Below are 13834 nucleotides of genomic sequence, written 5' to 3' on the forward strand. Positions count from 1 at the left end.
TTATTTTACACTTTTTGATATTAATTTAAGTATGGTGATTTCGGCATCAGCTTTATACCTAAAATTTATTCCCCAAGTTCCAATTCCTTTATTTACATAAATAGCTGTATTTTTTTTGTAAAAAATTCCTGCAATAAATGGTTGAACAAGTCTTACTAAATAATGAAAAGGATAAATTTGACCGCCATGTGTATGTCCACATAAAAAAAGATTTGCATTTGAATTTAGTGCTATTTTATAGTCTTTTGGTTGATGTGCTAAAAGAATAGAAGGTTCATTTAAAAGATATTTTTTTATTTTATTTTCTTCTCTTTTGATTTTAAAAAACTTAGAAAATCTATCTGGAAGCCCAGCTATATGTATGATTTCATTTTTATAAATAATTACATTACAAATATTATCCATAAAAATAAAATTAAAAAGTCCTTTTTCCAAATCTTCTAAACCATAAAATAGATCATGATTTCCACTTATATAATAAACTTTTCCTTTTAATTTATTCAAGATTTCTAGTTTTTCTTTTATGAATTTTACTTTTGTATCGATTATATCGCCTGTTATTACACAAAAATCAAAAACTAAATCATTACATATATTTATAAGTTCTTCAATTTGTGAAATAGTTGTTTTTTTATTTATATGTAAATCACTTAAATGTAAGATTTTTAAATCATCTAATTTTTTATTAGTAACTAATATTTCTACGGTTTGAAGATTAGAAAGAGTCATTTTAAGATACTTTCTAATTCTTCTTCTGTTGAGATATATTTTATATCTTTTACAAAACTATTTTCTATAAAATAAATAGTGATTTTGTTTTCTTCTTCTATGAATTTTTTATTATTTTCATTGTAAATTAATAAAATATCATATTTATAATCTCTCATTTTTGGAATTATAAACATTTTTGTCACAATAGATGGAATTGATGAAATATTATTTATAAAAATAGTATTTTTTTTATGCAAAAAATCACTATCTTTTGATGATAAAAAATCATTTACAAGGTTTGAAGTATTTCTTTGGAAAGTTACTATAATCATAGAAATTTCACTATTAACAGTATGAATTTTATCAAACTGATTTGCTAATGAAAAGTTACTTATTTTATCATTTATTTTTAGAGTATTTGCATTTGAATAAATACAAATAAGTATTGATAAAATAAGTTTCTTTAACATCTATTTAGCTTCAAGATTAATATGATAAGAAATATCTATTTGATTTCTAACAGTTAAAAACATTAATTTTGGTGGCTCCATTGAAAAGTCAGTAAGATTAAATGAGAAATTTCCATTTAATGAAATCTCATTATTTTTTTGATTAATAGAAATTTTTGCTTTAATATTTTTTGTAACGCCATTTAATGTTAAAGCACCTTTTATTTCATAATCATTTTCAATTTTCGTGATACTTTTAATATCAAAAGAAATTGTTTTGGATTTTTCCATATTTAATAATTCATACATATGTTCATCTCTAGTTTTTTTATCACTAATTAAAGATGAAGTATCAAAATAGATTTTTCCTTTGATTGATTCTATTGAATCAGTCATTGTTAAATCAGATTTAACATCTTTTGTACTTGGATTGATTTGATTATCACCTAAAACTTCCGTATGAGCTGTTATCTCACCATTTTGTACTGTTAAGCTATTTGCACTTGCAAATAGAGTTAAACTCAAAATTACTAATATTTTAAACATATTTTATCTCCTTGTTATTTGGTTTATATTCACTTATCATTATTTTTAGTATTATTGCTAATAATACAATTGGAACAAATAAAATTAAATTTGTAATTGCTACAAAAAGTCCAGCACCTGAAGCTATCCAACCAATAAGAATCATATAAAATGTAATGGTTCTAAAATCTTTTTTTGATATAGTTTGCAAAATCACAACATTATAATATGAAATTACAAATGGATAAATCATTGATAAAAAATATCCTTGTCTTAAAAAATAAAATAGATATGAAAGTGCAAACAAAGTCAAAATAAATAAAGTTTTTTGGTTTTTCTCAAGTTTAAAAAATAAAGCAGAAAAAACTCCAATTATATGAAATAAAACAATTTGAAAAGTAAAACCATCTCTCCAAATAGAAATTGTAATATCCCTTGAAAGGGATTCAAAAAGAGTTGAATCCAAAAATACCCATAAAACCATCATAAATAATGCAAACTCTTGATTTGATTTATTTATAGCTTCATTTCTTGGTAAAAATCTTGATGCAATTAATGTAATAGTTGTTAAACTAATTGCGATAATTCCCCTTGATGCAACTTCATAATTAAATAATATTGTTCCAGTTGCATAAGACAAACTAAGTGCTAAACCTAATTCTAAAAGTGAAGTTTTTTTTATTTCATTTATTATAAGTGGAGCTAAACTTCCAATTGAAAAACCTAAAAGAAATAGGGTTAAAATATTGAAATGAGGATATAAAAAACTCATTATTAATTGAATTATCAAAAAAAATGAGATTTTATTTTTTGTATTTATTTTTATATATGAAACTACAATTGAGCCAATTATTCCACCAATTGGAAGAGGTGCAATTAGAAATAAATTTGAAGAAAAGTATTCAACAACTCCTGTTTGAGCTATTAATAAATAATAACAAAGTTCACTTGCTATAAAAAATATTAAAATTAATCTTTGCATACAATCTCTTTTTGGTAAAAATAGATTAAATAAACAAAAACAACAATCAGGTCAAAAAGAGAAATAAGCAAAGCTTCAAATCCTAGTTTCCCAGAAGCATATAAAGCAAAAAATACAGAACTTGCAAATACTCTAATAATCACAGTTAAATTTGATAAAATTATTTGACTTGATGGATTTTTTAAAGCCATATAATGAATGATTCCTGTCATACTTACAAATGTAAAAACCACATATTCATAAACTCCTGTAAAACTAAATCCAAAAAGTGGATAAATAAAACTAGCAAATAAAATTAAAAATATTCCTCCAAAACCATCACTTAAAATTCCAATAATATTGTAAAGTTCCAGTTTTGAGTAATCTTTTGTATTAAGATTTATTTTTATAAAAGCAGAAATAAAAATAAAAGAAAAACATCCAAAAATAGTTCGTAAAATCCAAAGATTTTGTGTTGGAATATTTAAAAACCCAGCTTCTGTAAAACCTGAAATTGATAAAACAACAAATATTCCAATAAGTGCAAACAAATAACTGTTTATATATATAGATTTTTGAAGTTCTTTTATTTGATTTATGAACATTGAAATAACCATAAAAAAAACTGATATTCCCATCGCCATATGAGCGTGAGCAACAATTAAATCATTTCTGTGAAATATCCATCTGATTGCAGGAATAAAGATAATATTTCCCTCAATATCCACAAACAAAAAAGCCAATATTGAAATTAGTAGAGCTTTTTTTGCAAGATTTTGAATATTGCTATCTTTATACCATCTGTATAAAAGTGGAATATATAAAAGAGTTAAATATTGAGCAAACCACTCTTGATCGTAGGTTAATGGTTCAAAAAAGATTCTATAAAAAACTGTTCCAAAATAAAAAAGTGTTGGAAGAATCCATAAAATATTCCATCTAGCTTTAAATTCACCTTGGTTTAAAAGTTTGATAATTAGATAATAAATTGGAAGTAAAGCCAAACTCATTCCTAGAGTATTATCTCCATGTGGACCAGTTACTGTACTTTCAACTTGCCCAATAATTGGGTTCATTAAAACTAAAAGTGCGATTGGAGCAATAATTACAACGCTTAAACATACTTTTATCCATAAAGGTAAAATCTTATAAAGTCTAATAAATTTATATAAAGCGATGATATAAAAAACTCCAGATAAAGCTAATAAAAAGTTTAATTCATAGGCAAAATCATAAAAAGCTAAACCTCTATTTTTCCCTAAAAGTAAACTAATAACCATAAAAACTAAAAAAATATACCAACAAATTGTATAAAGATTTAAATATCTAAGTCCTTCTTTGTGGAATCCAACTTCTTTATTTATAAGTAAAAAAGGCAAATATGAAAGCATCAAAGGAATAAAACCATAAAGCATTAAAGAAATATGAATAGCTCTTATATTTACAGGATTTAAAGTTTCAGAGTTTAGGCTAAAACCTAAAAGATTAATGGAATAAATAATTCCAAGAACTAATCCTAAAGCAAAAAAAGCAATAGATATTTTGAAGTTTTTGTCTATAAAACTACTAAAATTATTCAATCTTTCCATCCTTTACCTCATAAATTTTATTTGCTAATTGGGCTAAATTTTTATCGTGAGTTGCTACAATAATAGTTGTTCCCGTATTTGCAAAAGTTTTGAATAATTCAAATACATTTAAAGAGTTTTTTGAATCCAAATTTCCAGTTGGTTCATCTGCAAAAATGATTTTTGGATTATTTATCAAAGCCCTTGCAATTGCAACTCTTTGTCTCTGCCCTCCTGAAATTTCATTTGGATATTTGTTTATTAAATTTTCAATTCCTAAAAGTTTTAATAAATCAAAAATTTCATCTTTTGAAGCTTTTTCATTTGCAAGATTAATATTTTCTTTTACACTTAAATAATTTATTAAATAGTGAAATTGGAAAATAAATCCAATATTGTTTTTTCTAAAATCATCTATATTTTTTATATCGTTATAGTTTATATTTTCATAAATAATATCTCCACTACTTGGTTTTAAAAGAGTTGATAAAACAGATAAAAGTGTAGATTTTCCACTTCCACTTTCTCCAATTATTGCTATAAATTCACCACTTTTTATCTCTAGGTTTATATTTTCTAAAGCTAAATCTTTATTATAATAGTGACTTAGATTTGTTACTTTAATCATATTTTATTTCCTTGAATCAATTCAACTGGATCTGTAAATGCCGCATTTAATGCAGGAATTATTGAGCCAAAAATAGCCATAAAAATTGAAGTAATAAATATATAAAAAGCTAAAGAATTTGATACTTCACCATTTACATAACCTTGTAAACTAGAAATATTTTTAATAGAATATAAAACAATATTTGAAAAAACAAAAGCACTTAAAAAACTAAAAACTCCCAAAATAAAACTTTCAATCATAATAGAATAAACGATTTTAGAAGTACTTATTCCTAATGCTCTTTTGATTCCAAATTCACTTCTTCGCTGATTTATTGTGATACTCATTAAACTCACAATTCCTAATAATCCAAGAGAAAATGCAATAAATGAAATAACATTCGATGAAGTTTTTATGATTTTAAATTGATTATAATTATCCACAAAATTTTGAGTTGATTTAACATCAATTTTTTCATCAAGTTTTTTTATTTCTTGAATAAGAGTTTCTATATCACTGTTTGGAGTTGTATTTACTAAAATCATAGAAGTTGATTTATTGAAAATTTCTCCAGCATCACTAATAGTTAAAACAACTCCACCATTTTCAAAACCAATTTCATTTTTGAAAACACCTGAAATTTTAAAAGTTTTATTTGCTATTTGGATTTCATTTTTATTTAGTAGTTGCTCATAAATAGATTTTCCAATAATTACTTCATCCTTTAAAGGATAAGTTCCCTCAAGGAGTTTATAATTTTTAAATCGATTAGAACTTGCACCATAAATAGCCACAATAGGAAGTTTTTCAACGGGACTTGCACCAACAATTAAAGCTGATGATTCTTTTACATCTTTTATTTTATTTATTTGTTCTATTAAATTTATATTTACATTTGAAAAAAATGTATCAGAAATCTTAGCTTGAGTGATGATAATATCTCCGTCACTTTTTAGCATAGATGAATACATTGTAATTATTCCATTTGAAATTGAACTTATCAAAAAAATAGAAACAATTGAAAAAACAAGACTTAGATAAATAAGAGTGGTTTTTAGTTTGTTTGCTAATAATGCTTTTATTGCATAAAAAATCAATAGTTTTCCTTTGTTATTTTAAAAGATTTTAATCTTTGAATATGAAAATACAATGAATAGAATATTAATTTTTGTTCATATAGAAAAAATAAAAATTATTAAAGAATTATAAAAATTTATTAATAATCTTTATAAAATAAATTCACATTTAATTATTATTTTAGTAAAATCCGCACTTTATTTTAGGTATTAAAATATTTATTAATATCTAAATATATTTGATTTTATTAATAAAAAAGGTTTTAATTTTATGATACGAATATTATTTTTAGTTATTTTTATATACTCATTTTTGATTTCCAAAGAGTTAAAAGAAGTTTCTCTTCAATTGCCTTGGAAATATCAATTTCAATTTGCAGGATATATTCTTGCAAAAGAAAAAGGCTTTTACCAAGATATAAATTTAGATGTAAAGTTAAAACAGTGGGATGAAAATGTTGATGTAATAGATAGTTTAACTAATAATAAAATAGAATATGCGGTTCTTCGTCCAACATCAATGATTGATATTTCAAAGGGAAAAGAACTTGTTTATTTAGCAACAATATTTCAATCAAGCCCTTTGGTTTTAGTAACAGATAGAAGCTCTGGAATTAGTTCATTAAGTGATTTGAAAAATAAAAGAATTATGACATCAGGTGATTTAGGTTCTGATGTTTCTTTATTATCTATGATATTTTCTCATGGTATAAAACTTGAAGATTTACTCATTCAAACACCTTCTTTTAATACTCAAGATTTACTTGATAAAAAAACAGATTTAATCGCTTCTTATATTTCAAATGAACCTTTTACTTTAAAAGAGTTAGGTGGGAATCCTATTGTTTTTAATCCAAAAGATTATGGTTTTGATTTTTATAGTGATATTTTAACAACAAGTAAAAAATACCTACATAATGAAGAAAATGAAGTAAGAAAATTCAGAGAAGCATCTTTAAAAGGTTGGGAATATGCTTTTTCAAATATAAATGAAAGTGTAGAAATAATTTATAATAAATATAATCCTCAAAAAAAATCTAAAGAAGCTTTGATTTATGAAGCCAATGAATTAAAGAAATTAGCTTATCACAATACCAATGAATTGGGAAAAATGGAAGCTGAGAAGTTAGAAAAAATTTATAATATATATAAACTTTTAGGATTAGCAAAAAATAACATAACTTTTAATAACTTAATTTTTGAGAATTTAACTACAGCTTCAAGTTTGAATTCTGAAGAAAAAAGTTATATAGAAAAAAAACAACCTCTTAAAATGTGTATTAATTCAAACTGGTTACCTTTTGAAAAAATGGAAAATGATAATAAATACAAAGGAATGGCTGCTGATTATTATGCAATTTTAGAAAAAAATTTATCAACAAAATTTGAATTAATCAAAACAACTTCTCAAAATGAAGTTTTGGATTTTATAAAAAATGATAAATGTGATTTTCAATCTCTAACAATTAATACCCATAATATAGAAGATGGTTTAAAACTAACATCAACTATTTTTAAAGTTCCACTTGTAGTTGCTACAAGATTAGATGTTCCTTTTATTAATAAATTAGAGGATTTGAAAAATCAAAAAATAGCAATTGCAAAAAACTATGTAAATATTGAATATTTTAGAAATAAATATCCAAGCCTAAATATTGTTGAAGTTGAAAATACACAAGAAGGACTAAAACAATTAAAAGCAGGAAAAGTTTATGGCTATATTGGGACTTTATATAGTGTTTCTTATAAAATTCAAACAGAATATTTTAATGATTTAAAAATTGCAGGAAAAACTAATGATGAATTAGAATTTACAATTGGTGTTAAAGATAATAATGAAATTTTATTTAATATTTTACAAAAAGTTGTAAATAATATTACTCCTTTAGAAAAAAAAGAATTAACTGATAAATGGGCTTCAACTATTTATGAAAAAGGTGTTGATTACACTTTACTTTGGCAAATTATTACTCCTTTTATTTTAATATTTTTATTTGGAGTATTTTTTTATACAAAATTAAAACTATTAAATTCAAGGTTATCAGACCAAAAAAAGTTTATTAATACTATTTTGGATATTCAACCAAATATGATTTTTATTGTAAATGATAAAGAACCAGTTTTTGCCAATAGATTTTTCCTTGATTTTTTTGATTGTAAAAACTTAAAAGAGTTTCAAAAAAAACATTCTTGCCTTGCTCAAACATTTATTGAAGAAGAGTTGTATTTTCATTTAGGAAAAATTGTTGATAATAATAGTTGGATTGAAAATATTTTAAGATTAAAATCTGAAAAAAGAATAGTTTCAATATTACATCCAAATACATCAATAACAAAAGTTTTTAATGTTTCAATAGTTGAATTAGAAGATGAACAATATTTGATTTCACTAACTGATATAAGCGATACAATTTTAAAACAAATTCAATTAGAGAATAAATCAACACACGATAAATTAACGGGTGCATACAATAGAGAATATTTTGAAACTCACTATAAATTGATTATAAATGAATATATAAAAGAAGATAATTTAGTATTTCTTTCAATATTAGATATTGATTTTTTTAAAAAAGTAAATGACACTTATGGCCATGATGTTGGAGATAAAGTATTAAAACAATTTGTAAATGTTATTCAAAAATCTTCAAGAAAAGATGATTTATTAATAAGATGGGGTGGAGAAGAATTTTTATTATTAACAAAAGTAAAATCTATAGACAATGCAAAAAAAGTTCTTGAAAACATAAAAAATGCAATATCTGAAGCTTCATTTGAGGGAGTAAAACATATTACTTGTTCAATTGGTTCTACAAATTATAATGAAAATGAAAAAATAGAAGAGAGCTTTAAACGAGCAGATGATGCTTTATATGAAGCAAAAAATAATGGAAGAAATCAAGTACAAATAAAATAGTAAGTATTGATTTGTTTAATATTGGATAAAATACAAAAAACAAGAAAGAGTAAATAATGAAAAAAGAATTAATAAAAATAATAAAAAAAGCAGGAAAGATTTTAAAAGAGGGATTTTATGCAGATAAAAACATAACTTTTAAAGCAAAAAAAGATTTAGTTACTGATTATGATGTGGCTGTTGAAAATTTTTTAAAAAAGAAATTTTCAACAAGATTTAAAAACTTTAATATCATTGCAGAAGAATCAGACAATGCAAATATACAGTTTAACAACTCAATTATAATTGACCCAATTGATGGAACAACAAACTTCGTAAATGGAGTTCCCCATACTGCTATTTCTGTGGGAGTTTATAAAAATAAAAAACCATATTTAGCAATTGTTTATAATCCGATTTTAGATGAATTGTACACAGCAAAAATTGGAAAAGGTGCTTTTTTAAATGGTAAAAAAATAAAAGTAAGCCATGAAGATAACTTCCAAAAAGCACTATTAGCAACAGGATTTCCATATACAAGTGGTACAAATGAAGATGATTTAAATGATGTGGTAAAAAAAATAAAAGATGTACTTCCTTTATGTCAAGATTTAAGAAGATTAGGTTCAGCAGCACTTGATTTATGTTATGTGGCAAGAGGAACTTATGAGGGATATTATGAAATGAATTTAAAAGCATGGGATGTAAGTGCTGGAATTTTAATACTTATAGAAGCAGGTGGGAAAGTTTCTAATATAAGTGGAAATACTTATACATTATTTGAAGATAAATATTTAGTTGCTTCAAATGGTAAAATTCACGATGAATTTATAAAAAATTTAAATTTATAAAATAATAAAAAAAGTGCGAAAAGCACATATTTAGTAACTATTAAATATAATAATTACAATTAAAATTTGAAAAAAGGTTTTTTTAATGTGTGGAATAGTTGGATATATCGGTAAACAAGAGACAACAAAAATATTATTAGATGGTTTAAAAGAATTAGAATATAGAGGTTATGATAGTGCTGGAATCGCTGTTTTAAAAAAAGACAAAATTGATGTTTTTAAAGCTTTGGGAAAACTAATTAATCTTGAAGAAAAAGTAAAAACATCAGCATCAAATGATTATGAACTAGGAATTGGACACACAAGATGGGCAACTCATGGAAAACCAACTGAACTAAATGCTCATCCACATTTAGGTGAATATTCTTATGTTGTTCATAATGGAATTATTGAAAACTACAAAGAATTAAAAGAAGAATTAAGTTCAAAAGGACATAAATTTGTATCTCAAACAGATACAGAAGTTATTGTTCACTTATTTGAAAATTTTTATAACCAATTAAACGACACAAAAAAAGCCTTTCAAAATACTATTTCAAGACTTGAAGGTGCTTTTTCAATTCTTTTAATCACAAAAGCAGACCCAACAAAAATATTTTTCTTTAAACATGGAAGCCCTTTAATCGTAGCACAAGGAAATGAAAAAGAAGAAGTTTTATTTTCATCATCTGATGCTCCACTTATTGGATTAGCTTCAAGTGTAGTTTATTTAGAAGATGGAGTTGGTGGAATTGCAAGTGCAAATGAAATAGAGTTTTTTAATGATAATTATTCTTGGTCATCACTTCCAACATCTAAACAATTTGCTCAAAAAGATGGATATAGATTTTTTATGGAAAAAGAAATCTATGAACAAAGTACAGTTGTAAGTGATTGTATGATTGGAAGACTTAAAGATAATGAAATTTTATTTGATGAAATTGAGTCCTCAATAATAGATGGAATCAATGAAATCAAAATTTGTGCTTGTGGAACTTCATATCACGCAGGACTTACAGCTTCTTATTTGTTTGAGCGACTTTCAAAAGTTAAATGTAATGTGGAAATTGCAAGTGAATTTAGATACAAAGATCCACTTTTAACAAAAGATACTTTATTTATCGTAATTTCTCAAAGTGGTGAAACAGCCGATACTTTGGAAGCTTTAAAAATGGCAAAAAAAGCAGGACTTAAAACACTTGTAGTTTGTAATGTTGATAACTCTTCAATGACAAGAACAGCAGATGCTACGATTTTAACACGAGCTGGAATTGAAAAAGGAGTTGCTTCGACAAAAGCATTTTCAACTCAAACAGTTGTTTTATGGATGTTAGCACTTTATTTTGCAAAAGCAAAAAATGTAATTTCAGATGAGGTTTTACAAAAAGAGTTACACACTTTACGAGAAGTTCCAAAATCACTTTGTATTAGTGATAAAATCCATGAAAAAATGAAAAGATTATCAAAAAGATATTTACATGGACATGGTTTTTTCTTTATAGGTCGAGATGTATTTTTCCCATTGGCTTTAGAGGGTGCTTTAAAATTAAAAGAGATTTCATATTTACACGCTGAGGGTTATCCAGCAGGTGAAATGAAACATGGACCAATTGCTTTAGCAGACCCTGAATTATTTACAATTGCTTTAATGCCACAAAATTTACTTTATGACAAAATCAAATCAAATGTGGAAGAGTTAAGCGCACGAGATAGTACAATTTGTGCAATTTCACCACTTGATTTTGAATTAGCAGATGATTTTGTGAAAATAAATAAAACAGATCATTATATGTTGGAATTTTTTGAAATGTTGATAGTTTTACAACTATTTTCAATGGAAATTTCAATAAGACTTGGAAATGATGTTGATATGCCAAGGAATCTTGCAAAATCTGTAACTGTTGAATAAATCTTAAAAAAAATTAAAAGAAAAAAAGTAAATAACAGCTTTTTTTAGTTAATATTAGTAACTTTTTGCCTTTTTGGCAAATTGAATTCTTTAAATTTTTATTTTAAATTTCTTAACAAATATAGAAAACAAAAAATGGAAAACAAAAGATGGAAAACAACTCAAGATTACTCTTGTGGAAAACAAAGGATGGAAAACAAAAATGGAAAAACAAACACAATACTTATTTACAAGTGAAGTTGTAAGCCCTGGACACCCAGATAAATGCGCAGATATAATAGCTGACTCTATCGTTGATAAATTAATTATTGCAGATAAAGACAGCAGGGTCGCTTCAGAGGTTTTTGTAGCAGGAAAACATGTTGTAATTGGTGGTGAAGTAAAATCATCAGCTTTATTATCAAACAAAGATTATGAAAAAATAGTTTTAGATGCACTTGCAAAAATCGGATACGATGGAAAATCTGCTTTTACAAAAGAGCAATGTTTGCATCCTGATGATGTAAAAGTTCAAGTTTTATTAAATCAACAAAGTCCAGATATTAATCAAGGTGTTGATCAAGTTGATGGAGAAATTGGTGCAGGTGATCAAGGAATTATGTTCGGTTTTGCTTCAAGTGAAACTGCTGATTTTATGCCAGCTGCAATTACATACGCTAGAATGTTATGTGATAAAGTTTACAATTATGCTTTAAAACATAATCAAAAATTAGGTGTTGATATTAAAACACAAGTTACTGTTGATTATGGTACAAAAGCAAATTTTGAAAATTGTAATCCTCAAAAAATTCATACAATAGTTGTAAGTGCACCTTCTGTTGAAACAATGCCAATTGAAGAAGTAAGAGAATTAATTCAAGGATTAATTGATGATGCTGGACTACCTCCTCATATGTATGATAAAAAATCTACAATTATTCATATCAATCCAACAGGAAGATATGTAAATCACTCATCTTTACATGATAGTGGATTAACAGGAAGAAAATTAATCGTAGATTCATTTGGTGGATATGCACCAATTGGTGGTGGAGCTCAAAGTTCTAAAGATTATACTAAAGTAGATAGAAGTGGATTATATGCTGCAAGATGGATTTCAAAACACATAGTTGCAGCAGGACTTGCAAAAAAAGCAACTGTACAAATTTCTTATGCAATTGGAGTAGCTAGACCTACATCTGTTTCAGTTGATACAATGGGTTCTTATACAAAATTTGATGATGATAAATTATCACAATTTGTAATGGATACATTCTCATTAACACCTAGATGGATTACACAAAAGTTTGCTTTAGATAAACCAAGTGGAAAAACATTTTTATATGCAGATGTAGCAGCTCGTGGACAAGTTGGACAAAGTGATTATCCTTGGGAAAAACTTGACGAATTAGATAAATTTGAAAATATTTAAAAATGATTAAAGGATTATAATGGATTTAAGAAACTTATTTAGCAAAATTTCTTTTGATAGTAAATCAAAAGAACAACCAACAAAAAGCGATGCACCAAGTCATTGGATAAAATGTCCTGAATGTAGTGCCTTAATGTTTTTTAAAGAGGTTGAAAGTCAAAATAATATTTGTCCAAAATGTAATTTTCACATGAGAATTGGTGCAAAAAGAAGAATTGAGATTTTAACTGATAAAGATAGTTTTGTTGAATATGATTCTGAATTAAAACCAAATGACCCTTTAAAATTTGTAGATAAAACTTCTTATAAAAAAAGAGTAGAAGAAGCACTTAAAAATACAGGAAGAACATCTTCTGTTGTAAGTGGTGAAGCAAAAATAAATGAAATTTCAGTTCAAATAGTTGTTTTTGATTTTGCTTATATGGGTGGAAGTTTAGGTTCTGTCGAGGGTGAAAAAATTGTACGAGCTGTAAATAGAGCGATTGAAAAAGAACAAGGTGTGATAATTATATCGGCATCTGGTGGAGCTAGAATGCAAGAATCAACATTTGCTTTAATGCAAATGGCAAAAACTTCAGCAGCTTTAAAAAAACTTGATCATGCAAAACTTCCATATATTTCAATTTTAACTGATCCTACAATGGGTGGAGTTTCTGCTTCATTTGCATTTTTAGGTGATATTATTATGGCAGAACCAGGTGCATTAATAGGTTTTGCAGGTCAAAGAGTTATCAAACAAACAATAGGAGCTGATTTACCAGCAGGTTTTCAAAGAGCTGAATTTTTACTTAAAAATGGTTCTATTGATATGGTTGTTAATAGAAATGCTATGAAACAAACCTTAACAGATTTATTAAGTATGTTTCAAAAAGAAAAAATTAGTTAATA

General features: G+C 25.5%; 12 protein-coding genes. 5 read left to right on the top strand and 7 right to left on the bottom strand.

Going from position 1 to position 13834, the window contains the following annotated elements; translation table 11 throughout:
- The 7 genes from B0174_RS02385 to B0174_RS02415 are packed head-to-tail and all read right to left on the bottom strand — an operon-like array spanning position 1 to position 5921.
- A complete protein-coding gene (locus B0174_RS02385; protein ID WP_108558041.1) occupies positions 1-729 on the bottom strand; it encodes a metallophosphoesterase in 729 nt (242 codons plus the stop codon).
- Positions 726-1181 carry a hypothetical protein gene (locus B0174_RS02390; RefSeq protein WP_108558042.1) on the bottom strand — a complete coding sequence of 152 codons (456 nt, stop codon included), beginning with the start codon at positions 1179-1181 and terminating at the stop codon, positions 726-728. The genes B0174_RS02385 and B0174_RS02390 overlap by 4 nt, the downstream gene beginning before the upstream one ends.
- Positions 1182-1706: a YceI family protein gene (locus B0174_RS02395; RefSeq protein WP_108558043.1), complete on the bottom strand. Its 525-nt coding sequence runs from the start codon at positions 1704-1706 to the stop codon at positions 1182-1184.
- Complete coding sequence (locus B0174_RS02400) at positions 1699-2667, bottom strand: hypothetical protein (RefSeq protein ID WP_108558044.1); 969 nt, start codon at positions 2665-2667, stop codon at positions 1699-1701. Before B0174_RS02400 ends, B0174_RS02395 begins: the two co-directional genes overlap by 8 nt.
- On the bottom strand, positions 2655-4235 hold the full coding sequence (locus B0174_RS02405) for a heme-copper oxidase family protein (protein ID WP_108558045.1): 1581 nt from the start codon (positions 4233-4235) through the stop codon (positions 2655-2657). Before B0174_RS02405 ends, B0174_RS02400 begins: the two co-directional genes overlap by 13 nt.
- Entirely contained in the window at positions 4219-4842 is a 624-nt protein-coding gene (locus tag B0174_RS02410; protein WP_108558046.1) for an ABC transporter ATP-binding protein, read from the bottom strand. The genes B0174_RS02405 and B0174_RS02410 overlap by 17 nt, the downstream gene beginning before the upstream one ends.
- Positions 4839-5921, bottom strand: a complete 1083-nt coding sequence (locus B0174_RS02415) for an ABC transporter permease (RefSeq protein WP_108558047.1) — start codon at positions 5919-5921, stop codon at positions 4839-4841. Before B0174_RS02415 ends, B0174_RS02410 begins: the two co-directional genes overlap by 4 nt.
- A gap of 250 nt (positions 5922-6171) precedes the next feature.
- Here B0174_RS02415 and B0174_RS02420 point away from each other — a divergent pair, with 250 nt between their 5' ends.
- The 5 genes from B0174_RS02420 (at position 6172) to accD (ending at position 13832) form a co-directional block, all read left to right on the top strand.
- Complete coding sequence (locus B0174_RS02420; protein WP_108558048.1) at positions 6172-8817, top strand: ABC transporter substrate-binding protein; 2646 nt, start codon at positions 6172-6174, stop codon at positions 8815-8817.
- A 56-nt stretch (positions 8818-8873) separates the two neighbouring features.
- A complete protein-coding gene (locus B0174_RS02425; RefSeq protein WP_108558049.1) occupies positions 8874-9647 on the top strand; it encodes an inositol monophosphatase family protein in 774 nt (257 codons plus the stop codon).
- Between the two features lie 85 nt (positions 9648-9732).
- Complete coding sequence (gene glmS / locus B0174_RS02430) at positions 9733-11535, top strand: glutamine--fructose-6-phosphate transaminase (isomerizing) (protein ID WP_108558050.1); 1803 nt, start codon at positions 9733-9735, stop codon at positions 11533-11535.
- Between the two features lie 202 nt (positions 11536-11737).
- On the top strand, positions 11738-12946 hold the full coding sequence (gene metK / locus B0174_RS02435) for a methionine adenosyltransferase (RefSeq protein ID WP_108558051.1): 1209 nt from the start codon (positions 11738-11740) through the stop codon (positions 12944-12946).
- Between the two features lie 19 nt (positions 12947-12965).
- Positions 12966-13832, top strand: coding sequence for an acetyl-CoA carboxylase, carboxyltransferase subunit beta (gene accD, locus B0174_RS02440; protein ID WP_108558052.1), 867 nt, complete (start codon positions 12966-12968; stop codon positions 13830-13832).
- Positions 13833-13834 lie beyond the last annotated feature (2 nt).

The organism is Arcobacter caeni, from assembly GCF_003063245.1.
GTDB lineage: Bacteria > Campylobacterota > Campylobacteria > Campylobacterales > Arcobacteraceae > Aliarcobacter > Aliarcobacter caeni.

Bases quoted from the DNA above. Each gene is read 5' to 3' on its own strand.
- B0174_RS02400 (WP_108558044.1), bottom strand. From the start codon at position 2,667: ATGCAAAGATTAATTTTAATATTTTTTATAGCAAGTGAACTTTGTTAT.
- glmS (WP_108558050.1), top strand. From the start codon at position 9,733: ATGTGTGGAATAGTTGGATATATCGGTAAACAAGAGACAACAAAAATA.
- B0174_RS02390 (WP_108558042.1), bottom strand. From the start codon at position 1,181: ATGTTAAAGAAACTTATTTTATCAATACTTATTTGTATTTATTCAAAT.
- B0174_RS02425 (WP_108558049.1), top strand. From the start codon at position 8,874: ATGAAAAAAGAATTAATAAAAATAATAAAAAAAGCAGGAAAGATTTTA.
- B0174_RS02420 (WP_108558048.1), top strand. From the start codon at position 6,172: ATGATACGAATATTATTTTTAGTTATTTTTATATACTCATTTTTGATT.
- accD (WP_108558052.1), top strand. From the start codon at position 12,966: ATGGATTTAAGAAACTTATTTAGCAAAATTTCTTTTGATAGTAAATCA.
- metK (WP_108558051.1), top strand. From the start codon at position 11,738: ATGGAAAAACAAACACAATACTTATTTACAAGTGAAGTTGTAAGCCCT.
- B0174_RS02385 (WP_108558041.1), bottom strand. From the start codon at position 729: ATGACTCTTTCTAATCTTCAAACCGTAGAAATATTAGTTACTAATAAA.
- B0174_RS02410 (WP_108558046.1), bottom strand. From the start codon at position 4,842: ATGATTAAAGTAACAAATCTAAGTCACTATTATAATAAAGATTTAGCT.
- B0174_RS02395 (WP_108558043.1), bottom strand. From the start codon at position 1,706: ATGTTTAAAATATTAGTAATTTTGAGTTTAACTCTATTTGCAAGTGCA.
- B0174_RS02405 (WP_108558045.1), bottom strand. From the start codon at position 4,235: ATGGAAAGATTGAATAATTTTAGTAGTTTTATAGACAAAAACTTCAAA.